Source organism: Klebsiella sp. AqSCr, from assembly GCF_008452795.1.
Classification (GTDB): domain Bacteria; phylum Pseudomonadota; class Gammaproteobacteria; order Enterobacterales; family Enterobacteriaceae; genus Klebsiella; species Klebsiella pneumoniae.
Genome location: NZ_MJDM01000005.1, coordinates 751560 through 775142 on the forward strand (window position 1 = coordinate 751560; position 23583 = coordinate 775142).

27 protein-coding genes are annotated in these 23583 nt (G+C 56.0%); 16 read left to right on the forward strand and 11 right to left on the reverse strand.

What is annotated here, in order from left to right; all coding sequences use genetic code 11:
* The first annotated feature begins 4 nt into the window (after positions 1 to 4).
* The 5 genes from rsxG to gstA all read left to right on the forward strand — a co-directional run bounded on the left by rsxG (position 5) and on the right by gstA (position 4792).
* Positions 5 to 625: an electron transport complex subunit RsxG gene (gene rsxG / locus BHE81_RS07545; RefSeq protein ID WP_002907731.1), complete on the forward strand. Its 621-nt coding sequence runs from the start codon at positions 5 to 7 to the stop codon at positions 623 to 625.
* A gap of 2 nt (positions 626 to 627) precedes the next feature.
* Positions 628 to 1326 (forward strand): electron transport complex subunit E, encoded by a 699-nt coding sequence (locus BHE81_RS07550; protein WP_002907733.1) that lies wholly within the window; start codon positions 628 to 630, stop codon positions 1324 to 1326.
* Position 1327: 1 nt separating this feature from the next.
* On the forward strand, positions 1328 to 1963 hold the full coding sequence (nth, locus tag BHE81_RS07555; protein ID WP_002907734.1) for an endonuclease III: 636 nt from the start codon (positions 1328 to 1330) through the stop codon (positions 1961 to 1963).
* A 607-nt stretch (positions 1964 to 2570) separates the two neighbouring features.
* Positions 2571 to 4076: a dipeptide/tripeptide permease DtpA gene (gene dtpA, locus BHE81_RS07565; protein WP_004151206.1), complete on the forward strand. Its 1506-nt coding sequence runs from the start codon at positions 2571 to 2573 to the stop codon at positions 4074 to 4076.
* Between the two features lie 110 nt (positions 4077 to 4186).
* A complete protein-coding gene (gene gstA, locus BHE81_RS07570) occupies positions 4187 to 4792 on the forward strand; it encodes a glutathione transferase GstA (RefSeq protein ID WP_023301867.1) in 606 nt (201 codons plus the stop codon).
* A gap of 42 nt (positions 4793 to 4834) precedes the next feature.
* On the opposite strand, the gene pdxY is transcribed toward gstA, so the two are convergent.
* The 5 genes from pdxY to anmK form a co-directional block, all read right to left on the reverse strand.
* Complete coding sequence (pdxY, locus tag BHE81_RS07575) at positions 4835 to 5695, reverse strand: pyridoxal kinase PdxY (protein ID WP_004898602.1); 861 nt, start codon at positions 5693 to 5695, stop codon at positions 4835 to 4837.
* Positions 5696 to 5756: 61 nt separating this feature from the next.
* Positions 5757 to 7031: a tyrosine--tRNA ligase gene (gene tyrS / locus BHE81_RS07580; RefSeq protein ID WP_002907740.1), complete on the reverse strand. Its 1275-nt coding sequence runs from the start codon at positions 7029 to 7031 to the stop codon at positions 5757 to 5759.
* Between the two features lie 124 nt (positions 7032 to 7155).
* Positions 7156 to 7812: a pyridoxamine 5'-phosphate oxidase gene (pdxH, locus tag BHE81_RS07585; protein WP_002907742.1), complete on the reverse strand. Its 657-nt coding sequence runs from the start codon at positions 7810 to 7812 to the stop codon at positions 7156 to 7158.
* 57 nt (positions 7813 to 7869) lie between these two features.
* Complete coding sequence (mliC, locus tag BHE81_RS07590) at positions 7870 to 8193, reverse strand: C-type lysozyme inhibitor (RefSeq protein ID WP_002907744.1); 324 nt, start codon at positions 8191 to 8193, stop codon at positions 7870 to 7872.
* 92 nt (positions 8194 to 8285) lie between these two features.
* Complete coding sequence (anmK, locus tag BHE81_RS07595) at positions 8286 to 9410, reverse strand: anhydro-N-acetylmuramic acid kinase (protein WP_004898604.1); 1125 nt, start codon at positions 9408 to 9410, stop codon at positions 8286 to 8288.
* 267 nt (positions 9411 to 9677) lie between these two features.
* On the opposite strand from anmK, the gene slyB reads away from it, so the two are divergent.
* Both slyB and BHE81_RS07605 read left to right on the forward strand, forming a co-directional pair.
* Positions 9678 to 10145, forward strand: coding sequence for an outer membrane lipoprotein SlyB (gene slyB / locus BHE81_RS07600; protein WP_002907749.1), 468 nt, complete (start codon positions 9678 to 9680; stop codon positions 10143 to 10145).
* Between the two features lie 222 nt (positions 10146 to 10367).
* Positions 10368 to 11729 carry a GGDEF domain-containing protein gene (locus tag BHE81_RS07605; protein ID WP_023301866.1) on the forward strand — a complete coding sequence of 454 codons (1362 nt, stop codon included), beginning with the start codon at positions 10368 to 10370 and terminating at the stop codon, positions 11727 to 11729.
* Positions 11730 to 11762: 33 nt separating this feature from the next.
* Here the strand turns inward: BHE81_RS07605 and slyA are convergent, their stop codons facing one another.
* Positions 11763 to 12203, reverse strand: coding sequence for a transcriptional regulator SlyA (slyA, locus tag BHE81_RS07610; RefSeq protein WP_004143833.1), 441 nt, complete (start codon positions 12201 to 12203; stop codon positions 11763 to 11765).
* Positions 12204 to 12375: 172 nt separating this feature from the next.
* On the opposite strand from slyA, the gene BHE81_RS07615 reads away from it, so the two are divergent.
* Genes BHE81_RS07615 through BHE81_RS07625 form a run of 3 tightly spaced genes read left to right on the forward strand, consistent with a single transcriptional unit; the run spans position 12376 to position 15543 of the window.
* A complete protein-coding gene (locus BHE81_RS07615) occupies positions 12376 to 12612 on the forward strand; it encodes a DUF1656 domain-containing protein (protein WP_002907752.1) in 237 nt (78 codons plus the stop codon).
* Positions 12613 to 12622: 10 nt separating this feature from the next.
* Complete coding sequence (locus BHE81_RS07620; RefSeq protein ID WP_004143835.1) at positions 12623 to 13519, forward strand: HlyD family secretion protein; 897 nt, start codon at positions 12623 to 12625, stop codon at positions 13517 to 13519.
* Entirely contained in the window at positions 13519 to 15543 is a 2025-nt protein-coding gene (locus BHE81_RS07625; protein WP_002907754.1) for an FUSC family protein, read from the forward strand. Before BHE81_RS07620 ends, BHE81_RS07625 begins: the two co-directional genes overlap by 1 nt.
* Here BHE81_RS07625 and sodC read toward each other — a convergent pair.
* From sodC to BHE81_RS07640, 3 genes are all read right to left on the reverse strand, one after another.
* Positions 15536 to 16057, reverse strand: coding sequence for a superoxide dismutase [Cu-Zn] SodC (gene sodC / locus BHE81_RS07630; RefSeq protein WP_002907759.1), 522 nt, complete (start codon positions 16055 to 16057; stop codon positions 15536 to 15538). The two genes, BHE81_RS07625 and sodC, sit on opposite strands and share 8 nt — an antisense overlap.
* 69 nt (positions 16058 to 16126) lie before the next feature.
* On the reverse strand, positions 16127 to 17023 hold the full coding sequence (locus BHE81_RS07635) for an aldo/keto reductase (protein WP_002907760.1): 897 nt from the start codon (positions 17021 to 17023) through the stop codon (positions 16127 to 16129).
* A 48-nt stretch (positions 17024 to 17071) separates the two neighbouring features.
* Positions 17072 to 17314 (reverse strand): DUF1289 domain-containing protein, encoded by a 243-nt coding sequence (locus BHE81_RS07640; RefSeq protein WP_004189722.1) that lies wholly within the window; start codon positions 17312 to 17314, stop codon positions 17072 to 17074.
* A gap of 139 nt (positions 17315 to 17453) precedes the next feature.
* Here BHE81_RS07640 and BHE81_RS07645 point away from each other — a divergent pair, with 139 nt between their 5' ends.
* The 4 genes from BHE81_RS07645 (at position 17454) to rnt (ending at position 20475) form a co-directional block, all read left to right on the forward strand.
* The gene (locus BHE81_RS07645; protein WP_004175857.1) at positions 17454 to 18053 is read left to right on the forward strand and encodes a TetR/AcrR family transcriptional regulator; all 600 of its coding nucleotides are present in this window, start codon (positions 17454 to 17456) and stop codon (positions 18051 to 18053) included.
* A gap of 53 nt (positions 18054 to 18106) precedes the next feature.
* Complete coding sequence (locus BHE81_RS07650; RefSeq protein ID WP_002907763.1) at positions 18107 to 19204, forward strand: alkene reductase; 1098 nt, start codon at positions 18107 to 18109, stop codon at positions 19202 to 19204.
* Between the two features lie 78 nt (positions 19205 to 19282).
* On the forward strand, positions 19283 to 19690 hold the full coding sequence (gene gloA / locus BHE81_RS07655; RefSeq protein ID WP_002907764.1) for a lactoylglutathione lyase: 408 nt from the start codon (positions 19283 to 19285) through the stop codon (positions 19688 to 19690).
* A gap of 137 nt (positions 19691 to 19827) precedes the next feature.
* Positions 19828 to 20475 carry a ribonuclease T gene (gene rnt / locus BHE81_RS07660; protein ID WP_002907766.1) on the forward strand — a complete coding sequence of 216 codons (648 nt, stop codon included), beginning with the start codon at positions 19828 to 19830 and terminating at the stop codon, positions 20473 to 20475.
* Positions 20476 to 20522: 47 nt separating this feature from the next.
* On the opposite strand, the gene BHE81_RS07665 is transcribed toward rnt, so the two are convergent.
* Positions 20523 to 20870 carry a Grx4 family monothiol glutaredoxin gene (locus BHE81_RS07665; protein ID WP_002907768.1) on the reverse strand — a complete coding sequence of 116 codons (348 nt, stop codon included), beginning with the start codon at positions 20868 to 20870 and terminating at the stop codon, positions 20523 to 20525.
* Positions 20871 to 21210: 340 nt separating this feature from the next.
* Between BHE81_RS07665 and BHE81_RS07670 the strand changes: the two genes are divergently transcribed.
* Positions 21211 to 22083 (forward strand): C40 family peptidase, encoded by an 873-nt coding sequence (locus BHE81_RS07670; protein WP_023301865.1) that lies wholly within the window; start codon positions 21211 to 21213, stop codon positions 22081 to 22083.
* Here the strand turns inward: BHE81_RS07670 and BHE81_RS07675 are convergent.
* On the reverse strand, positions 22038 to 22523 hold the full coding sequence (locus tag BHE81_RS07675; RefSeq protein ID WP_023301864.1) for a helix-turn-helix domain-containing protein: 486 nt from the start codon (positions 22521 to 22523) through the stop codon (positions 22038 to 22040). The two genes, BHE81_RS07670 and BHE81_RS07675, sit on opposite strands and share 46 nt — an antisense overlap.
* A gap of 469 nt (positions 22524 to 22992) precedes the next feature.
* Between BHE81_RS07675 and sodB the strand changes: the two genes are divergently transcribed.
* Complete coding sequence (gene sodB / locus BHE81_RS07680; protein WP_073545863.1) at positions 22993 to 23574, forward strand: superoxide dismutase [Fe]; 582 nt, start codon at positions 22993 to 22995, stop codon at positions 23572 to 23574.
* The last annotated feature ends 9 nt before the right edge of the window (positions 23575 to 23583 follow it).

The following is a 23583-nucleotide window of genomic DNA, read 5'->3' on the forward strand; positions in this document are numbered from 1 at the left end:
AATGATGTTAAAAACGATGCGTAAACACGGCGTCACGCTGGCGCTGTTTGCCGCCGGTTCCACCGGGCTGACGGCGGCGATCAATGAGCTGACCAAAAGCACCATCGACCAGCAGGCGGCCCTGCAGCAAAAGGCGTTATTCGACCAGGTTTTACCTGCCGACCGCTATAATAACGATCTGCTTAAGAGCTGCTATCTGGTCAGCGCCCCGGCGCTGGGCAAAGGCCAGCATAAAGTGTGGATCGCCAAAAATAACGATCGACCGATCGGCGCGGTGATGGAAGCCACCGCGCCGGACGGCTACTCCGGAGCAATACAGCTGCTGGTTGCCGCCGATTTTAGCGGCACGGTCCTCGGCACCCGCGTAACTGAGCATCATGAAACGCCGGGCCTGGGGGATAAAATCGAACTTCGCCTGTCGGACTGGATTACCCATTTTGCCGGGAAAGTCATCCACGGCCAGGGCGATAGCCACTGGGCGGTCAAAAAGGATGGCGGCGATTTTGACCAGTTCACCGGCGCCACCATCACCCCCCGGGCGGTGGTCAATGCCGTTAAGCGCGCAGGCTTATATGCACAAACGCTGCCTGCGCAACTTCCTGAATTCACCGCCTGTGGAGAATAACCATGAGCGAAGTTAAAGACGTCATCGTCCAGGGCCTGTGGAAAAATAACTCTGCCCTGGTTCAGCTGTTAGGTATGTGTCCTCTGCTGGCGGTCACCTCGACCGCCACCAACGCCCTCGGGCTGGGTTTGGCCACCACCCTGGTGTTAACCCTGACCAACCTGACCATCTCCAGCCTGCGCCGCTGGACGCCGGCGGAGATCCGGATCCCCATCTACGTAATGATTATCGCCTCGGTGGTGAGCGTCGTGCAGATGCTGATCAACGCCTATGCCTTCGGCCTCTATCAGTCGCTGGGGATTTTCATCCCGCTTATCGTGACCAACTGCATCGTGGTCGGCCGCGCCGAAGCCTTTGCCGCCAAAAAAGGGCCAGCGCTGTCGGCACTGGACGGTTTCTCGATCGGCATGGGCGCTACCTGCGCGATGTTTGTGCTGGGCTCCCTGCGCGAGATCCTTGGCAACGGCACCCTGTTTGACGGCGCCGACAGTCTGCTTGGCAGCTGGGCGAAGGTTCTGCGCATCGAGGTTTTCCACACCGACACCCCTTTCCTGCTGGCTATGCTGCCGCCAGGCGCCTTTATTGGCCTCGGCATGATGCTGGCGATTAAATACCTTATCGATGAACGTAGCAAACAGCGGAAGGCGCAAGCGGCCCGGGCCGTCTCTGTCGCCCCGTCCGACGTGACAGGGAAAGCATAATATGAACAAAGCCAAACGCCTGGCGATCCTTACCAGGCTGCGGGAAAACGATCCCCACCCCACCACCGAACTGCATTTCAGTTCGCCATTCGAGCTGTTGATTGCCGTCCTGCTTTCTGCACAGGCCACCGACGTAAGCGTCAACAAAGCGACAGCCAAACTCTATCCGGTAGCCAATACGCCCGCAGCGATGCTGGCCCTGGGGGTGGATGGGGTGAAATCGTATATCAAGACTATCGGCCTGTTTAACAGCAAAGCGGAAAACGTCATCAAAACCTGCCGCATCCTGTTGGAGCAGCACAATGGCGAGGTGCCGGAAGACAGAGCAGCGCTGGAGGCGCTGCCCGGCGTGGGCCGTAAAACCGCCAACGTGGTGCTGAATACCGCCTTTGGCTGGCCGACCATCGCCGTGGACACGCACATCTTCCGCGTCTGCAATCGGACGCAATTCGCCCCGGGCAAGAACGTTGAGCAGGTGGAAGAGAAGCTTCTGAAGGTGGTCCCCGCCGAGTTTAAGGTCGACTGTCATCACTGGCTGATCCTGCATGGGCGTTATACCTGTATTGCCCGCAAGCCGCGCTGCGGCTCCTGCCTGATTGAAGATCTTTGCGAATACAAAGATAAAGTCTACGCCTGACTGTCTCGTCTCTATTGCGGTCATAGCTTAACTCTGGGTTATGGCCCGCATTCATCTATTTCACCGGCCATTAACACCACATAATCATCATGATTATGGATGATTATCCGGTTATATAACAAACAACTAGTTCATTCATTTTTTATCAGCGCAAAATTTCTATGCATTTGTGATCCAGATCATGCTCGCAACTTTATGTTGATTGAATGTTACTGGAATGGAAATAAATGTCAGGCAATACAACGGATGAGTAAAGATTGTCAGGATAATGACCCATGATTTTTTAAGATAATGGACCATATCACTATGCTTACGCCAGATCAGTAGAATATATCGCCTTTTCCCGGCAAACCGGCGAACCCGAAAGATAAAAATACCAACGATTTCGAAACGGTAAAATTTAACGCTGTATAACATTCATATGTCCGGAGCATTATACCACCCTGATTATGTGTAACAGATTATTACAAAAGCCTTGCCTGATGCGCCAGGATAGTGAACATTACTTGCCGTTTTCCCTCCAAGAATAACTATAAAGGCGGCGGTCCAACGAGATTGCGCCCCGAACACCCCCCAGTAAATATGGGATGTAAAAAAAGAGGTATATGTGTCTACTGCAAACAATAAACCAGCAGAAAGCGTGAGTCTGAACGCTTTCAAACAACCACGCGCGTTCTATCTCATTTTCTCGATCGAGTTGTGGGAGCGTTTTGGTTACTACGGCCTGCAAGGGATCATGGCCGTTTACCTGGTAAAACAGCTGGGTATGTCGGAAGCGGATTCCATTACTCTGTTCTCCTCCTTTAGCGCGCTGGTTTATGGCCTCGTCGCCATTGGCGGCTGGCTGGGTGATAAAGTGCTGGGTACCAAGCGTGTCATCATGCTGGGCGCTATCGTGCTGGCGATTGGCTATGCGCTGGTGGCCTGGTCCGGTCATGACGCCGCTATCGTCTATATGGGTATGGCGACCATCGCCGTCGGTAACGGCCTGTTTAAAGCCAACCCGTCCTCCCTGCTTTCTACCTGCTATGACAAAAACGACCCACGTCTGGACGGTGCATTTACCATGTACTACATGTCCATCAATATCGGTTCGTTCTTCTCTATGCTGGCAACCCCGTGGCTGGCCGCACGTTTTGGCTGGAGCGTAGCGTTTGCTCTCAGCGTGGTGGGGATGGTGATCACCATTATTAACTTCGCCTTCTGTCAGAAATGGGTTAAACAGTACGGCTCTAAACCGGACTTTGCCCCGGTACACATGGGTAAACTGCTGGCGACCATCGCTGGCGTGGTGGTGCTGGTCGCTATCGCCACCTGGCTGCTGCATAACCAAGGTATCGCACGTATGGTGCTGGGCGTCGTCGCACTGGGTATCGTCGTGATTTTCGCCAAAGAAACCATAGGCCTTAAAGGTGCTCCGCGTCGTAAAATGATCGTCGCTTTCCTGCTGATGGTAGAAGCGATTGTCTTCTTCGTGTTGTACAGCCAGATGCCGACCTCGCTGAACTTCTTCGCCATCCGTAACGTGGAGCACTCGATCCTCGGTCTCGCCTTTGAACCGGAACAGTATCAGGCGCTGAACCCGTTCTGGATCATGATTGGTAGCCCGATTCTGGCCGCCATCTACAACAAGATGGGTGACCGCCTGCCGATGCCGCACAAATTTGCTATCGGTATGGTACTGTGCTCTGGCGCATTCCTCGTCCTGCCTTTAGGGGCGAAGTTCGCCAGCGACGCCGGTATCGTCTCGGTCAACTGGCTGATTCTGAGCTACGCGCTGCAGTCTATCGGTGAACTGATGATTTCCGGCCTCGGCCTGGCGATGGTCGCTCAGCTGGTTCCTCAGCGTCTGATGGGCTTCATTATGGGCAGCTGGTTCCTCACCACGGCAGGCGCGGCGATCATCGCCGGGAAAATCGCTAACCTGATGGCAGTCCCGGAGAATGTCACCGATCCGCTGGTGTCGCTGGAAGTGTACGGTCACGTATTCCTGCAGATTGGTATCGTCACCGCGGTTATCGCCGCCCTGATGCTGCTGACCGCGCCGAAACTGAATCGTATGACTCAGGACGACAGCGCGGACATTAAAGCACGCGAAACCGCGGCTGCCTGACGCCGCAGGGAAAACTAATTATTTTTAAGCCGCTAACGTTAGTTTAGCGGCTTTTTTTTTACCCCTGGCAGGACTAACATACAGAAAACTGCAGCCACGAGGAGTCACGCATGAAACTGTTCTACAAACCCGGCGCCTGTTCCCTTGCCTCGCATATTGCCCTGCGCGAAAGCGGTCTGGATTTTACCCTGCAGAGCGTGGATCTGGCCCAAAAACGGCTGGAAAACGGGGAAGACTATCTGCTGATCAACCCGAAAGGTCAGGTGCCGGCGCTGCTGCTGGATGATGATATCCTGCTCACTGAGGGCGTAGCCATCATGCAGTACATCGCAGACCAGGTACCGGATCGTCATCTGCTGGCGCCGGTGGGCTCGATTGCGCGCTATCAGACTCTCGAATGGCTGAACTATGTGGCCACCGAGCTGCATAAAAGCTTTACCCCGCTGTTCCGCCCGGATACCCCGGAGGACTATAAGCCTGTCACGCGGGGGCTGCTGGAGAAAAAGCTGCAATACGTTGATGCAGCGCTGGCAGACAAACAGTGGCTGACCGGCCATCGCTTCACCATTGCCGATGGTTATCTGTTTACGGTGCTGCGCTGGGCCTATGCTATAAAACTGGATATGGCTGCCTATGGTCATATCGGCAGCTGGATGACGCAGGTGGCAGCGCGTCCGGCGGTGGCGGCCGCACTGGCGGCTGAAGGCTTAAAATAAGGCCTGAACCTGCCCGGCGGACCGTCGGGCAGGCCCTGGGAGTTACAGCCGGGTGGCGCTGAAGCAGTGCTCCGGTACGGCGATGCGATCCTGCGCCGCTACTACCTGTAGTTCGTATTCCTGCATATTTTTGGTGGCGAGCATAATCTCGTACACCGCGGCGGTGACGTGTTCCAGCGCATCGCGCAGACTTGCCCCCTGCAGCAATTTAACCAACAGCAGACCGCTGGTCACATCGCCGACGCCCACCGGCTGACGCAGGCCGAAATCCACCAGCGGCCGACTAATATGCCAGGCTTCTTTGGCCGTCACCAGCAGCATCTCAAAACGATCCATACTCAGACCCGCACGGGCAAGATGCTTAACTAATACCACTTCCGGCCCCTGGGCAATCAACTCCCGCGCGGCGGCCACTGCCTCGCTGACGCTGGCGACCGGATGACCGCACAGGATCTCCAGCTCAACCAGATTCGGCGCAATAATATCGCTGGCCGGCAGCGCATAGCGCACGTGGAACTCCGCCACGCCCGGCGCGACGATGCAGCCCTTCTCCGGATGACCCATCACCGGATCGCAAAAATATTTCGCCGCCGGATTGGCCGCCTTAACCTGACGCACGATACCGAGGATATGCTCTCCCTGCTCAGCGGAGCCAAGATAGCCGCTCAGTACCGCATCGCAGGTCTGCAGTTTGTCGATGTCGGCAATCCCCTGAACGATCTCCGTCAAATGCGAAGGCGGCATGACGCAGCCGGTCCATTTGCCGTACTGCGTATGGTTAGAGAACTGTACGGTATTCAGGGGCCAGACATTGGCGCCCAGACGGCGCATCGGAAATTCGGCGGCACTGTTGCCGGCATGGCCAAACACAACGTGAGACTGAATGGCGAGGATGTTCTTCATTTTCTTACCACAACCCTAAAAAGAAAAAGGGCGTGGTTTCCCACGCCCTGGCAGTATTTTTTTATTTCCAGCAGACCAGGCAGTAATTTTTCTTACCGCGACGCAGCAAGGTGTAGCGGCCAAACAGGCGATCGCTGTCACTGAATACATATTCCGGGTCGGCCTGTTTTTCGCCGTTGATGGTCACCGCGTTAGAGGCAACGGTTTTACGCGCCTGACCGCGGGACGGCTGCAGCTCGGAATCAACCAGCGCCTGCAGCAGATCGGCGCCTTTTTCCATTTCGATCATCGGCACGCCATCCTGGGCCAGCTGTTCGAAGTCTGCTTCGCTCAGGTCGCTCAGGTTACCGTTGAACAGGCTTTCGGTAATGCGCTTCGCCGCTTCCAGGCCTTCTTCGCCGTGAACAAGGCGCGTCACCTGCTCTGCCAGCACGTACTGGGCGCGCGGCGCTTTACCGCTGTTTTTGTCTTCTTCTTCCAGGGCATTGATCTCCGCAATGTCCATAAAGGTGAAGAATTTGAGGAAGCGATAGACATCAGCATCCGCGGTGTTGATCCAGAACTGGTAAAATTTGTACGGACTGGTTTTCTTCGGATCCAGCCACACGGCGCCGCCTTCGGTTTTACCGAATTTGGTGCCGTCCGCTTTGGTGATCAGCGGTACGGTCAGGCCAAACACCTGATTCTGATGCAGACGACGGGTCAGATCGATGCCGGAGGTGATGTTGCCCCACTGGTCAGAGCCGCCGATCTGCAGCGCCACGCCGTGCAGCTTGTTCAGGCAGGCAAAGTCGTAACCCTGCAGCAGATTGTAAGAGAACTCGGTAAAGGAGATACCCTGATCGTCACGATTCAGACGCTGCTTCACCGCTTCTTTGTTGATCATCTGGTTAACAGAGAAGTGTTTACCGATATCGCGCAGGAAGGTCAGCACGTTCATGCTGCCAAACCAGTCATAGTTATTCGCCGCGATCGCCGAGTTGTCGCCGCAGTCAAAATCAAGGAACGGAGCCACCTGTTTGCGGATTTTATCCACCCACTCCTGCACGGTATCCTCGGTGTTTAGTTTACGCTCAGCGGCTTTGAAGCTTGGGTCGCCAATCAGACCGGTTGCGCCGCCCACCAGCGCCACAGGTTTATGACCTGCCTGCTGGAAGCGTTTCAGGCATAACAATGGAACAAGATGCCCCAAATGCAAGCTGTCAGCGGTAGGATCGAAGCCGCAATAGAGCGCGATCGGGCCTTGCGCCAGTCGCTCTGCTAACGCTTCCTCGTCCGTCACCTGGGCTACCAGCCCCCGCTCTTGCAATTGTTTAATCAAGTTACTGCTTGCCATCAAATTCTCCATGTATAAACGACTGCACCTCTGCCGGTACACGACTTTTCGCCAGATGCGAAAAGTACATAGAATAAAGCGCCGGCCCTTTCAGCGCCAGCGCTTCGATAACTAATTTCGGCGTTTACGGCGCCAGACGGTCTATTTTCCAGGCGCCGCTATCGCGCTGGTATAAAAAGCGATCGTGCAGACGGTGTTCTCCCCCCTGCCAGAACTCCATCTGCTCAATGCTGACGCGGAATCCGCCCCAGAAGCTCGGCAACGGCACTTCACCCTGCTGGAACTTCTGCTTCAGCTCGAGGAATTTGCTTTCGAGGATGCCGCGGGCTGAGATCCGGCTCGACTGCTTCGAGACCCAGGCGCCAATCTGGCTGTCGCGCGGACGGCTGTGGAAATATTTGACCACTTCCAGCGTCGACAGACGCTCCGCTTTGCCGATTACCATCACCTGGCGCTCCAGCATATGCCACGGGAAAAGCAGGCTGACCTGCGGGTTGTTTTCAATTTGATGCGCTTTGCGGCTGCCGAGGTTGGTATAAAACACCAACCCTTTTTCGTCGTAGTGCTTCAGCAGCACAATGCGCTGGTAGGGCTGGCCGCGCTCATCGACGGTGGCAACCACCATGGCCGTCGGGTCGGCAAGTTTCGCATCGCAGGCCTGACGCAGCCAGCGTTCAAACAGCGGCAGGGGTTCAGCAGGAAGATCGTGGCGACGCAAACCGCCACGGGTGTATTCACGGCGCAAATGCGCAATTTGCTGGAGTTCGTCGTTATCAGACATGGCCATTGAGGATGTAGTCATAAGGTGGCGTTATTGTGCGCCCCCCGGACAGAAATCTCAACGTTTGGCCGTCTGCAGCTGACAGTTATCAAGGACGATGCGGTCGCGCTTATAGACGGTGGCGGTATCGCCTTTTGACCAGAACACATAGACGCCGTCGGTGTAGCGCGCCCCGGAAGCCGACAGCCCCTCAGACAGGTTCAGTTGCTGATTATCATAGATAAAACTGACCTGCTGGCGTGCGTTATTGCGATGGACCGTCAATGGTTTCTGGTCGCATTGATACTCCAGCGTGTCCGTCTGCATCCGCTCGACAAACTGGTTGTAGTAGCTACAGCCCGCCAGCATAAAAGGTACAACTGCGATAAGAATTTTTTTCATTCGTTTGCCTTCGACTTTCCCGGTCACGGCGGGCACTCCGCCCTCCGCTTAACTTGTCCAGTTTACCGGTCGCATCGTATTTAAGATTTCAGTTAACTCCGATTCTGCGGCGGGTTAGCCGGAAAAATGGCGCCCAGCACCGAGGATTCGCTGGCGCCGGTCACGGAGGGCAGATTGCCCGGCAGACCAGCCAGCGTTCGCCAGGCCAGCCAGGCAAAGGCCAGCGCTTCCATATCATCGCCGCTGATCCCCGCCTCATCGGTGGTGGAGACCTCTGTTCCCGGCAGCAGCGCCGCCAGGCGCGCCATTAACAAGGGGTTACGCGCGCCGCCGCCGCACACTAACAAACGCTCGCAGCCGCCGCTTAACAATACCTGCTCACTGATGGTGACGGCGGTCAATTCCGCAAGCGTAGCCTGAACATCCTCCCCGCGTAGCCCCGGATAGCGGGCCATATGCTGCTCCAGCCAGCCGTAATTGAAATATTCCCGACCGGTGCTTTTCGGCGCCGGCAAAGCAAACCACGGATCGCTCAGCATGTCCTGCAGCAGCGGCAGCAGCACTTTACCTTCGCTAGCCCATTGGGCGTCCTTGTCGTACGGTTTGCCCTTCTGGCGCCAGATCCAGGCGTCCAGCAACATATTTCCCGGCCCGGTATCATAGCCGCGCACCGGCTGACCTGGCGCCAGCAGCGACACATTAGCGATCCCGCCGATATTGAGCACCATACGTCGCTCAACGGGGTGGGCCAGCAGCGCATGATGAAAAGCCGGCACCAGCGGCGCCCCCTGCCCGCCTAGCGCCATATCCCGGCGACGAAAATCCCCCACTACGGTTATCCCGGTGTGGGCGGCGATCTGGTTGTTATCACCAATTTGCAGGGTATGCGGAGCCTCTCCCTGCGGTTCATGCCATACGGTCTGTCCATGGCAGCCGATGGCGATGACGTCGGTGGGTTTGAGACTTTCCTGGCGCATCAGCGCCAGTACGGCATCGGCAAACAGCCGTCCCAGACGGGTGTCCAGACGACCTAGCTGCGAAAGGGTCAGCGACTGCCCCTGGCAAATCGCCAGAATCTCTTCTTTTATCGCGTGTGGAATGGGCCAGGTGAGACTAGCCTGCTGCGCCACCATGTTTTCAGTAATGGTGGCCAAAACGACATCGATACCATCCAGGCTGGTACCAGACATAACGCCAATAAAGCGACCCGATCTCATACGTTTTCCTTCATTCCATGACCCTTGTATGCCCTTCACTCCATCATAAAGTGTCGGCTAATGCTATGTTGTACTAATACTTTTTAACAATAGAGCGACAAATCAGAGAACATCGTAAAGAACCGGCGTTTAGTTGAGGTTGAAGCACCAGTGTTTATTATTTTTTGTATAGTCCAGGGAGAACCTATGCCCGCCGACGACTAAATGCCATATAATTAACCGTATGGACGTTCAATTGAACACCTTCGGTGAACAGGAGATTCATAAATGATTTTACGTGTTTTGGCTGTATCGATGATTGGTTTTACGCTCGCAGGCTGCGTGAGCAGCAGCGGCCTGTCCGGCGACGTTTATTCCGCATCTGAAGCCAAACAGGTGCAGAGCGTGACTTACGGTACCATCGTGCATACGCGCGCCGTACAGATCCAGAGCGGCGACGATAGCAATGCCATCGGGGCCATTGGCGGTGCGGTACTGGGCGGGTTCCTTGGAAACACCATCGGCGGCGGTACCGGACGCTCTCTGGCTACGGCGGCAGGTGCGGTCGCGGGCGGCGTAGCCGGTCAGGGCGTTCAGGGCGCGATGAATAAAACGCAGGGCGTTGAACTGGAAATCCGTAAGGACGATGGCAATACCATTATGGTAGTGCAGAAACAGGGCAGCACTCCGTTCTCCGTTGGTCAGCGCGTGGCCATTGCCGGCAGCGGCAGCCAGGTCACCGTCTCTCCGCGATAATTTCCCTTACGATGCGGCCGGTTGCGCCGCATCGTATTTTTCAGCCACGTTTATTTCGCCGTAATAAATTCGTAGTAACCATCAGACATCTTTATTTTAATATTCCATGAATCATTGCGCCTGCGCAATATCTTATCTGCCCGCCCCTATTACCCTCAAGAACATAAATTAGCCCTGGTGACTCATCGTCGCTGCCGTTGCCTTTTATGTGGAATATTGCCTATGCCCGAACATGTGCATCATATCGTTAAACGTCTAATCCTTTATATTTGCATTTGTTTACTGGCCGGGATTGGCATTTCCGGGATGACTGCGTTTTTTCATACCAGCTTCAGTAGTACTTCCTCAATATTATTTCCGCTGCTGACCAGTTTCCTGATGGTTTTTCATATTACCATTGCCTGTTTTATGGGCATGAAATACTGGAGCAGCAAGCGGCGTCTGTACCTTACTCCAGTCTCTTTCGGGTTTGCCTGCTCAGCGCTGCTGATGCTTGGCACGCTCAGCAGCTATCCGGACTGGCTTACCTGCAATCCGGCCCCGGTCGTTAATCAAAATGACGCCGTTATCTATTATTTCTTCCGCAATATAATGATGGCTGTGTTATTCATGTCATCTATTATTTTGTACTATTTTCGCCAGCGCATCATGCATTCGTGGAAAGCACACATTCTTACATTTACAGCATGTATTCTTTTTACGTTGACCATTATTGTTTTATCATGGCTATACTCCAGCCATTCGCCGTGGCTGAGCGTCAATTTTATCGACGATCTGAGCCATACCTTTACCCCGTTGTGGCAAAGTATTATCGGCTGGCTGCTGATGGCAGTTTGGTTCATCACGCTGATTTTATTAATTAGCTTGAGTAAACTGCGTAATATTTTTTGGTTCAGCGGCGCTTTTTTTTGCAGCGCTTATTTGTTCACGCTTTTCCAGCTGCTCTCCACCGCAGGGGAGCTGGATCAGACCTGGTACCAGGCGCGTTTTTTCGAAACGCTATGCACCTTGTTCCTGATTCTGGTGCTACTGGTTGACGTCTTTATCCTCTATCGCGAGTCTAACCACAAATATGTTCATTCGTATCAGAATTCGATCCGCGACCCGTTGACCCGCCTCTACAACCGCAGCTTCTTCTACGACACCCTTAACCAACAGCTGGCGAAGGTGAATGCCCAGCATCCGCTGTCGGTGCTCATCAGCGACCTCGACCATTTCAAACGCATCAACGATAGCTACGGCCATGTCGCGGGCGACAAAGTGATCCAGTTCGCCGCCTCGGTGCTGGAAAGCCATTCGCGGGTAGATGACGCCGCCGCACGCATCGGCGGTGAGGAATTTGCTCTGCTGCTGGTCAACACCGGTGAAAAAGAAGCGCAAGCGATCGCCGAGCGTATCCGCCTGGCGGTCAGTGCCGGGGAGAGCCATTTACCGGAGCGAATGACCATCAGCATGGGGGTGTATACCACCTACGACAATAGCGTGACAGCGGAAGCGTGCGTTCAGCGCGCGGACGAAGCCATGTATGAAGCAAAGAATAACGGACGTAATCAGGTGATCGTCTGGCATCGGCAGGGAGGGTGAAAAAAGGCCCGGATTAGCCCGGGCCGCAAAGAATTAATCTTTAGCCTGGAGATCGAGGATATTTTGTTCAAGTTTACGGATTAAGTGGAGCAAGGTTTCCACTTCCTGCTTCGAGACCCCTGAGAGGATTTCATCACGGGTCTTACCTATCACCTCTTCCATCTCGTTGATCAGCGGTTCGGCTTTTTCCGTCAGCTTGATGCGTTTGGCCCGCCGATCGCTTGCGCAGGTCTGGCGAGAAATGAGCCCTTTCTCCTCCAGCTGATCGAGCGTGCGCACCAGCGACGGCTGTTCAATACCGATAGCTTTCGCCAGCTGGATCTGCGACTGCTCAGGCGGCAGCTGGTGGATGTTATGCAGCGTGACCCAGTGGGTCTGCGTTAACTCCAGAGGTTTCAGGCGATGGTCGATTAGCGCGCGCCAAACGCGAACTAAACGTGCCAGATCAGAACCAAGTGGCGATTCCAATTTCATCTCCTTATAATTAGCTTGCTAAGTTATTATACTGATTTTAGAATAGTGTGCAGCATTTGAATTATCAAAACAAATGAATTACTTGATTCAACAAAAACCAAAACAATGATTTACACTGTTAAAGAGTAGCACGTCCTGAGGTTACCCCTGTAATGGCAAAGGATTTTTGCTTGTGAAACTGAGTCTTAACACATCCGGATTGCCGCTGCAGGACCTGGTGTTCGGCGCATCCGTCTATTTCCCTCCGCTGTTCAAAGCCGTCTTGTTGGGTTTCTTTATCTGGTTGTTTTTACATCGCCAGCTGCGTGACTGGATGTATGCGGGCGACATCTGGCACCCGCTACTAATGGATCTCTCCCTGTTCGCGCTCGCGGTCTGTCTGGCCCTGGTATTGCTCATTGCCTGGTGATCTCCCTGTTATGAAAAGATTAAAATATCTGTCAACGCTGCTGGTCGCGGCCGTCGCCCTGATTGCCGCATGGTTGTTATGGAATTTCTACACTCAGTCACCCTGGACCCGCGACGGCAAAGTGCGCGCCGAGCAGGTTGGGATCACCCCTCAGGTCTCCGGCAGTATTCTGCAGTTGAACGTAACCGATAACCAACGGGTCAAAGCCGGGGAAGTATTGTTTACCATCGACGACACCCCCTATCGCATCGCGGTGCTGAACGCCCAGGCGCAGCTGGCGAAAGCCCAGGCGGAGGTGGCGAAAGCGCAGGCGGAGCAAAGCAAGGCCGCCAGCGAGGCTCGCCGTCGCCGAAGCCTGTCGCAAAATGCCATCTCGGCTGAAGACCTTGAGAACGTCAATACCGCCCTGAATACCGCCACCACCACCCTGGCTGCCGCCAGAGCGGGGGTCGGCGTAACCGAAGCGGCGCTGAAACATGCGCAGTGGCAGCTCAGCCAGACGGTTGTCAAAGCGCCGGTGGATGGCTGGGTGACCAACCTTTCCACCCGCGTCGGTGATTACGCTACCACCGGCCATCCGGTCTTTGCCCTGGTGGACAGCCATTCGTTTTACGTACTGGGCTACTTCGAAGAGACCAAACTGCGCCACATTCGCATCGGCGATCCGGCACAAATTATTCTCTATAGCAATCAGCAGACGCTAAAGGGCCATGTCGCGAGCATCGGCCGCGCGATTGTCGACCAGAGCGTGGAACAGGGAACCGGGCTGGTGGCCAACATCAAACCAAATATCCCCTGGGTTCGTCTCGCCCAACGCGTTCCGGTGCGAATTGCCTTTGATACGCTGCCGGCCGATGTCACCCTGGTCTCCGGTACCACCTGCACTGTCTCAATTGGCGGGCAGTAATGAACCTGCAGACCCTGTCGTGGCGCGCACTCCCCTGGGTTAAAGCCACCCGGCCGCAGTGGCGGTACGCATTGCGCAACGGCATCGCGATGTGTCTTGCGCTGAGTATCGCCTATGCGCTGGATCTTGATGAGCCCTACTGGGCGATGACGTCCGCGGCGGTGGTCAGCTTTCCCACCGTCGGCGGCGTGATCAGTAAAAGTTTTGGCCGCATCGCAGGCAGCCTGCTCGGCGCCTGCGCCGCCCTGCTGCTTGCCGGTCATACACTCAACGATCCCTGGCTGTTTCTGTTCAGTATCTCCGGCTGGCTGGCGCTCTGCACCTGGGCCTGCGCCCTGTTCACCAACAACGTCGCTTATGCCTTTCAGCTGGCGGGCTATACCTGCGCCATCATCGCCTTTCCGGTGATTAACATCAGCGACAGCTACGAGCTGTGGGTCATCGCCCAGTCGCGCGTCTGCGAAGTCATCGTCGGGATCCTCTGCGGCGGGCTAATGATGATGATCCTGCCAAGCACCTCCGACGGCAGCAACCTGCTGACGGCCCTGAAAACCATGCACGCCCGGCTGCTGGAGCACGCCAGCCTGCTGTGGGTGCCGGAGACGACGGATGCCATTCGCACCGCCCATGAGAGCGTGATTGGCCAGATCCTGACCATGAACCTGCTGCGTATCCAGGCCTTCTGGAGCCACTACCGTTTCCGTCGGCAGAATCCTCTGCTGAACTACCTCCTGCATCAGCAGCTCAGAATGACCAGCGTCATCTCCAGTCTGCGACGGATGCTGCTGAACTGGCCTGACGCGCCGGCGAACACTCGCCAGGTACTGGAGTCGCTGCTCGCCGAGCTCGCCACCCCTCATGCCGACAGCTATCACGTTGCGCGGATCCTGGCGCCGCTGGCGCCGCGGCAGGATGCCGATTACCGGCACATCGCTTTCTGGGCGCGATTGCGCTATTTCTGTCGCATTTACCTGGAGAGCAGCCGCTGGATCCGCCGCGTTGAAAATGCCTCGGCGATCGCCGAGTTCAATGTGCCCGCCGCCCCGCCATTAGCCCGCCATACCGATCAGGCGGAGGCGTTGCTCAACGGTGTCCGTACCTTTTGCGCGCTGGTGGCGATTGGCGCATGGGGGATCAGTACCCAGTGGACCAGCTGCGCGGCGGCCCTGACCCTGGCCTCCATCTGCTGCGTGCTCTACTCCGTATCCGCCTCGCCGTTTCGCTCGCTGACATTGCTGATGCAGACTCTGGTCCTGCTGTCGCTATTCAGTTTCGTGGTGAAGTTCGGCCTGATGGTGCAGGTAACCGACCTGTGGCAGTTTCTGCTGTTCCTGTTCCCGCTCCTGACCACCATGCAGTTACTCAAACTGCAGTGGCCCAAATACGCCGGCCTGTGGGGACAGCTTATCGTCTTTATGGGCTCGTTTATCGCCGTCACCAACCCGCCGGTGTACGATTATGCGGCCTTTTTCAATGATAATTTGAGCAAGATTGTCGGGGTGGGCTTTGCCTGGCTGGCCTTTGCGGTACTGAGTCCGGGCTCTGACGCCCGCAAAGGGCGACGCCATATCAGAGCGTTACGGCGTCACTTTGTCGATCAGCTCAGCCGTCATCCTCAGCACAGTGAGCATGAATTTGAATCGCTGGTCTATCACCACGTCAGTCAGCTCAGCCAGAGTAAGGATGCCCTGGCGCGCCGCTGGCTGTTGCGTTGGGGCGTCGTGCTGCTCAATTGCTCGCACGTCGTTTGGCAGCTTCGCGAATGGGAAACCCGCTCCGATCCTCTCGCCCAGGTGCGCGACCTGTGCATCAACCTGTTACGCGATGTGATGAGCGAGCGCGGCGTGCAGCAGCGCCCGCTGGCCTCCACCCTGCAGGAGCTGCAGCGGATCTGCGACGCCCTGAACCACCATCATCAGCCGGCGGCGCGGGAACTGGCCGCCGCGATTTGGCGACTGTACTGCGCCTTGTCGCAGCTGGAACAGGCCCCGGTGGCCGGCACAATTGGCGAAGGAACTACTTAATCACCCCGCAGGCAAACCGTTCGCCGCCGCCACCCAGCGGCTGCGGACTGTCGGCCATGTTATCCCCGCCTACGTGGACCATCAGCGCTTTCCCTTTCACCTCCGCCAGCGTTTTCAGGCGCGGAGCAATAATCGGCTGGTCGGCTACGCCCGCATCGTTGACCACCAGCAGGGGCAGGTCGCCAAGATGCCCGGCCCCCAACGGCCCTTCGTGTTTGCCGGTATGCTGCGGATCGTAATGTCCGCCCGCCGCCCCGGCGGCCACGGCTTTACCTTCTTTCATCGCCGGCTGGCAGCTGCCTTCGGCATGAATATGAAACCCGTGCTTGCCCGGCGGTAGCGCCCGCAGAGTGGGGGCGAACTCGAGTCCGCGGTCGGTTTCGGTGATTTTGACGCTGCCGATGGTCTGACCGACGCCCTGGTTGGTCACGAGATTAAGTTGCACATCTTCACTAACGGCCTGTGCGCCAGCGCAAAATGCGAGGGATAAGATCGCGAGAATACATCGTTGCATAACACCTCCGGATGGCTGTCTCCCTGTTAAGTGTAAACCAGGAACGCCTTTCCGGAGGGGAAATGCCCGTTACGGTACGTCGTACCCGAGCGCGGCTTTACGGATGCGGAACCACTGCTGACGGGTCATGCTGAGTTTTTCAGCCACAATCGCCGAGCGCACGCGCTCGATTTTGCCCGAGCCAATAATCGGCAGCGGCTGCGACGGCAGACGCAGCACCCAGGCATAAACTACCTGTTCGATGCTGTCGGCGTTAAGCTCGTGCGCCACCTGCGCCAGCTCATCGCGCAGCGCCTGGAAGCCCTCTTCGTTAAACAGGCGACCACCGCCAAGACAAGACCACGCCATCGGACGAATACGCAGTTGCTGCAGCTGATCGAGAGTACCGTCGAGCAGCAGCGGCTGATGCACCGGTGAAATTTCGACCTGGTTGGTGGCCAGGGTAAACGGCAGACGTGACTGCAGCAAGGTGAACTGGGCGGGGGTAAAGTTCGAGACGCCAAAATGGCGCACTTTACCGCTATGATGCAGCGCGAGAAAAGCTTCGGCTACCTCGTCGGCGTCCATCAGTGGGTCCGGCCGGTGGATCAGCAGCAAGTCGAGATGGTCCGTCGCCAGATTACGCAGCGATTGCTCGGCGCTGAGCACGATGTGATCGCGGTCGGTAATGTAGTGGCCAATGGTGTTCTCAGCGCGCGCCCGGGTGGCGATACCGCATTTGCTGACGATTTCCATCCGGCTACGCAGATGCGGCGCTCGCTTCAGCGCTTCGCCAAAGGCAGCCTCACACTGATAATCGCCATAGATATCGGCGTGATCGACGGTGGTTACGCCTAAATCGAGATGCTGCTCAATAAAGCTGACCAGCTCGCCAGGCGACATTTTCCAGTCCATCAGACGCCAGTAGCCCATCACAAAACGTGAAAATTCCGGCCCCTGGGGAGCCATAGCAATACGCTGAACCATAACCGCTTCCTCAATAAAAAAGTGCTCTGAGTATACGTAATTTTTGGCTTAAAACAGTGAGGGTTGCTGCGGTTCTTCCGCCGGCTCCGGCCTGTTCGCGCGTATTTTGCGCAGCAGCCGTTGGCGGCAAAGACGCAAAACCTCCTGTTTCTGCGCATCGCTCATCGTTTGCCAGTTAAAACGTTCCTCACGGCTGCGGAAACAGCCGCGACAGTAGCCGCGCTCATCGGTCTGACATATTCCCCGGCACGGGCTCTGCACCGGGAAAAATTCTAACTGCTCTGCCACCACACGCCTCCTGTCCCCTCGTCTCCTTTCATTGAAGACGTTTCCCCGCGCCGACGCAAATTTTGTTCACTACGTGCTGCGCCAGCTAACATTTTTCCGCCGACGCTTGCATTAGACCAATCGGTCTACTACATTGTGCAGCATGAACAGACACAGCGATTGCGATACCCGAGAACATATCCTGGCCACCGGCGAGCAGCTTTGCATGCATCGCGGTTTTACCGGAATGGGCTTGAGCGAACTTCTGAAGACGGCGGAGGTGCCCAAGGGCTCCTTCTACCACTACTTTCGCTCTAAGGAAGCCTTCGGCGTCGCGCTGCTTGAACATCACTACACCGGATATCTGCAGCGCCTGGTCGACCACTTCGATCATGGCGACGGTAACTATCGCGATCGCCTGCTGGCCTACTATCAGCACACGCTGAATCAGTTCTGCCAGCAGGGGATTATTAGCGGGTGTCTTACTGTCAAGCTATCCGCGGAGGTTTGCGATCTGTCGGAAGATATGCGCGCCGCCATGGATCGCGGAGCCAGCCAGATTATCGCCCTGCTGGGCGACGCGCTGGAGAAAGGACGTCAGGAAGGCAGTCTCGCATTTGACGGCGAGGCCATGACCCTGTCGCAGGTGCTGTATTCCCTGTGGCTCGGGGCCAACCTGCAGGCCAAAATTACGCGTAGCGCAACGCCGCTGGAAAGCGCCCTTGCCCACGCCAAACAGATTATTGCGGCGCCTGCGGTATAACAGGCGTTTTTATTTCATCAGTTACTAGACGACCGGTCTACTCAGGAGTCACTATGTCGGAAGCAAAATTATTCAGCCCACTGAAAGTCGGTGCGGTCACCGTCCCTAATCGCGTATTTATGGCGCCGTTGACGCGTCTGCGCAGCATTGAGCCGGGCGATATCCCTACTCCGCTGATGGGTGAATACTACCGCCAGCGCGCCAGTTCCGGGCTGATCATCACCGAAGCGACGCAGATCTCCGCGCAGGCCAAAGGCTACGCCGGCGCGCCTGGGCTGCACAGCCCGGAGCAGATTGCCGCCTGGCAGAAAATCACCGCCGGCGTTCATGCCGAAAATGGTCATATCGCCGTCCAGCTGTGGCACACAGGCCGAATTTCCCATAGCAGCCTGCAGCCTGGCGGCGCCGCCCCGGTAGCGCCTTCCGCGCTGAGCGCGGGCACCCGTACCTCACTGCGTGACGAAAACGGCCACGCCATCCGCGTCGACACCTCAATGCCCCGCGCCCTGGAAACCGCAGAGATCCCAGGGATCGTCAACGATTTCCGTCAGGCGGTCGGCAATGCCCGTGACGCCGGCTTCGATCTGGTTGAGCTGCACTCAGCCCACGGCTATCTGCTGCACCAGTTCCTCTCGCCATCGGCGAACCAGCGTACCGATCAGTACGGCGGCAGCGTGGAGAACCGTGCCCGTCTGGTGCTGGAAGTGGTTGACGCCGTGAGTCAAGAGTGGAGCGCCGAGCGCATTGGCATCCGCGTGTCGCCGATTGGCAGCTTCCAGAATGTGGATAATGGCCCGAACGAAGAAGAAGACGCGCTGTATCTGATTAGCGAGCTGGCGAAACGCGGTATCGCCTATCTGCACATGTCCGAGCCGGACTGGGCGGGCGGCAAACCTTACAGTGAAGCTTTCCGTCAGAAAGTCCGCGACCGCTTCCCGGGGGTGATCATTGGCGCTGGCGCTTACACAGTAGAAAAAGCCAACGATCTTATCAATAAAGGGCTGATTGATGCCGTGGCCTTTGGCCGCGATTACATCGCCAACCCGGATCTGGTGGCTCGCCTGCAGAAAAAAGCGCCGCTTAACCCGCAACGCCCGGAATCCTTCTACGGCGGCGGCGCGGAAGGCTACACCGATTACCCGACTCTGTAATCCCTCCATTGATAGCGGCGACGTATCGCCGCTATACTCAACGTTCTGATCTATCAAATAAACTGCATAGGGGACATTATGCGCTTACTCCACACCATGCTGCGCGTTGGCGACCTGCAACGTTCTATCGACTTCTATACCAACGTGTTGGGCATGAAGCTGCTGCGCACCAGCGAAAACCCGGAGTACAAGTACTCCCTCGCCTTTGTCGGCTACGGCGAAGAGAGCGAAACCGCGGTGATCGAACTGACCTACAACTGGGGCGTGGACAGCTATGAGCTGGGCACCGCCTACGGCCATATCGCGCTGAGCGTCGATAACGCCGCCGAAGCCTGCGAACGGATCCGTCAGAACGGGGGCAACGTCACCCGTGAAGCCGGGCCGGTAAAAGGCGGCACCACCGTCATCGCCTTCGTGGAAGATCCGGACGGTTACAAAATCGAGCTCATTGAAGAGAAAGATGCCGGCAAAGGTCTGGGCAACTAACGCTTCCCCACGCTGGCATATTTAATGCCATGGCTCGCCCGGGCGCTACGGTGCCCGTTGTTTTCACCCCTGCCTGCTGCAAGCCGCGGCAAAATTTGCCATAATGCGCGCTACTTTTTTCCAGCTAAGAGAATCTGATGTCCGAGAACGCTCAACTGAATGGTCTGTGCGACCGTTTCCGCGGTTTTTATCCGGTGGTGATCGATGTTGAAACCGCAGGATTTAACGCCAAAACCGACGCCCTGCTGGAGATCGCCGCCATTACGTTGAAGATGGATGAGCACGGCTGGCTGATGCCCGATGAAACGCTGCATTTCCATGTTGAACCTTTCGAGGGCGCCAATCTGCAGCCCGAAGCGCTGGCTTTTAACGGGATTAACCCGCATGACCCGCAGCGCGGGGCCGTCAGCGAATACGATGCCCTGCATGCCATCTTCAAAATGGTGCGCAAAGGGATGAAAGAGAGCGACTGCAGCCGGGCAATCATGGTGGCGCACAATGCCACCTTTGACCACAGCTTCACCATGACCGCCGCCGAACGCGCGGGACTTAAACGCAACCCTTTCCATCCGTTTGTTACCTTCGACACCGCCGCGCTAAGCGGGTTGGCGCTGGGCCAGACGGTGCTGTCGAAAGCCTGTATTGCCGCGGGTATGCCGTTCGACGGCGCGCAGGCTCACTCCGCCCTGTATGATACCGAGCAGACGGCGCAGCTGTTTTGCGAGATCGTGAACCGCTGGAAGCGTCTGGGCGGCTGGCCGCTGCCAGTGGCCACCCCGGAGTGATAAAAAAAGCGACTTCCAGGAAGTCGCTTTTTTACTGATGGCGGGAATTACTCCGCTTTTGGCTCGTCGGTATGGTACTTTGCCGCCGTCTCTTTGATCAGCTGCTGCAGTTCACCGCGCTGGTACATTTCGATGACGATATCGCAGCCGCCCACCAGTTCACCGTCTACCCACAGCTGCGGGAAAGTCGGCCAGTTGGCGTATTTAGGCAGCTCGGCGCGGATATCCGGGTTCTGCAGAATATCAACGTAAGCAAAACGTTCGCCACAGGCGGACAGCGCCTGAACGGCCTGGGCAGAGAAACCGCAGCTTGGCAGCTTCGGCGACCCTTTCATGTACAACAGGATCGGGTTTTCAGCGATTTGGCGTTGGATCTTTTCTAAAGTCGAGCTCATTGTCGTGCTTCCTTAAACTTCTTTCTACGGCAGTAACTTGTCATTGTAGCGTCCTGTAGGCAGGACGGATAATAACATTTTTTTCACTATTCATATTTTATCTTCTGTTGCGCGAAGTTGCCTTAAAAATATCATTTTGCGGTCGCAGGCGGGCGCTCATTGCGCATTTTCTGTGCGAGGCCGTCAATGTCTGACGCGTTTTCTTGCAATCGTTAACCAATCGACATTTTTGATACAAAAGAATATTAACTTTCCGGCTTTTTATGCTTTAGAATCATTCCGGTTTGTCATTCATCGTCAGGCATTTGTACATGTCTGTAATTAATCAGGGGATTGCTCAGTGGCGCGGCTAAACAAAATCGCGATATCGCTCTGTGCATTACTGTTCACGTCTATCTCATTCACGCCACTGGCTCAGGCATCAGGGCATACGCACGCCTCCGCTTCGCCAAAAGCGTTGCCCGCGAAAAGTGGCTCAGAGCGCAAGAAAAAAGCAACCAGTCAAAAAACTAAAACCACCGCTAAAACCACCAGTAAAAAGTCCTCGCGCACCCGGCTCCCTACCCGCACTACCGCAGCAAGCCAAACCGCACTTCATCGTCAGGCCGCCGGCGCGACGAAAAAATGCGTGCTGCGTAAAGGTTATAAAAAGCAGTGCGCGAAAACGGTCGCCGCCAGCGCCGAGCCGACCCTGGCGCTAAACAGCGTCAAAAGCAAGTGCGTGGTGCGCAAGGGCTATAAAAAACGCTGTAAGCCCGAGGCCAGCGGAGCGAATTTAACGATCGCCGATGCCCACAAGGTCCGGGTGCAAAAAGCGCAAAGTACCGCGATGAACAAACTGATGGGCCAGTTGGGTAAACCCTATCGCTGGGGCGGCACCTCGCCGCGCACCGGGTTTGACTGCAGCGGGCTGGTCTATTACGCCTATAAGGACCTGGTCAAGATCCACATCCCGCGTACGGCCAACGAAATGTACCACCTGCGCGATGCGCGTCCGGTGGATCGTGATGAACTGCAGAGCGGCGATTTAGTCTTCTTCCGCACCCGCGGACGGGGCGCTGCCGACCATGTCGGCGTCTACGTCGGCAACGGAAAATTCATTCAGTCGCCGCGCACAGGTCGTGATATTCAAATCACCTCCCTGAGCGAGGATTACTGGGTTCGCCATTATGTCGGCGCTCGTCGCGTCATGACGCCGAAAACCATTCGCTGATCCCGGGCTGCCGCTGCGGCGGCAGACCGCCTCTCCTGCTCGATCTCCATCCCCACCCGCAAGGGATATTGCATATTGCTCTCTTTGCCCGGCGTATCACGACGATAGCGGGTCGGCGACATGCCAAAGTGACGGTGAAAGGTCCGGCAGAAAGCGGCTTGTCCCTCGTATCCCAGGCACTGAGAAATACTCTGTATCGACGCCTGCGTCTGCGTTAAATAGATTGTCGCAATCGTCATCTTTCGTCGGCTGACGTAGCTCGCCAGCGTGCAGCCCGTTACCATGGCGAATTGTCGCTGGAAGTACCAGTGTGAGTAGCCGGACTTTTTCGCAATCGCGCTCACCGACAGGGTGTCGAAAATATGTGCTTCGATCCAGTCAACAATCCCCTGCACCACCGGGATCATTTTCGCGCTCACCACCTCATCTGTTTTTGCCATCGTCGTCATCCTGGGGAAATTACTGCTGGCGGCTATATTTGTCATACAAATTAAAAAATAGACAATGAATTATTGGCATAGCGACGATTGCCTGAGCGCATATTTTTATTAATCGTTTGATATTAAAGTTTTATTTTTTGTCCAGCGCATTGCGTGACAGCGGCGAAGCAGAGTAGTTAATCGCTATGCGAGTTCGCAAATCCGCAGAGGGCATCTCCTTATACATGGTTGCAACAATTTTGGCGGCTTATTGCCCACTCCTGCAGAAAACGGTTAAGCCTTCACCACATGCACCAGTGATAATAGCCTTTATCGTTGTAAGGCTTTTCACTGCTTGCGGCAAATGTTAACATTCTCAATACAATAACACGCCCGGGACGCGACAGCGTCGGGCGGTCAGAACACGATTCAGGTGAAAACCTCATCCTGTCAATGTGAGATAAAACAAAAAGTTATAAGGAGAGTAGCAATGTCGTTTGAATTACCTGCATTACCATATGCAAAAGACGCCCTGGCGCCGCACATTTCCGCAGAAACCCTGGAATATCACTACGGTAAACACCACCAGGCGTATGTCACTAACCTCAACAACCTGATCAAAGGCACTGCGTTCGAAGGCAAGTCCCTCGAAGAGATCGTCCGCACTTCTGAAGGCGACGTATTCAACAACGCAGCGCAGGTCTGGAACCACACCTTCTACTGGAACTGCCTGGCGCCTAACGCCGGCGGCGAACCGGAAGGCGAACTGGCGGCCGCAATCGCCAAATCTTTCGGCAGCTTCGCCGATTTTAAAGCCAAATTTACCGATGCCGCGGCGAAAAACTTCGGCGCTGGCTGGACCTGGCTGGTCAAAAATGCCGACGGCAGCCTGGCTATCGTCTCCACCAGCAACGCCGGCACCCCGCTGACCACCGACGCGAAGCCGCTGCTGACCGTTGACGTTTGGGAACACGCCTACTACATCGACTACCGCAACGCCCGTCCAAGCTACCTGGACCACTTCTGGGCGCTGGTAAACTGGAAGTTTGTTGCGGCTAACCTCGCGGCATAAACGACAAAC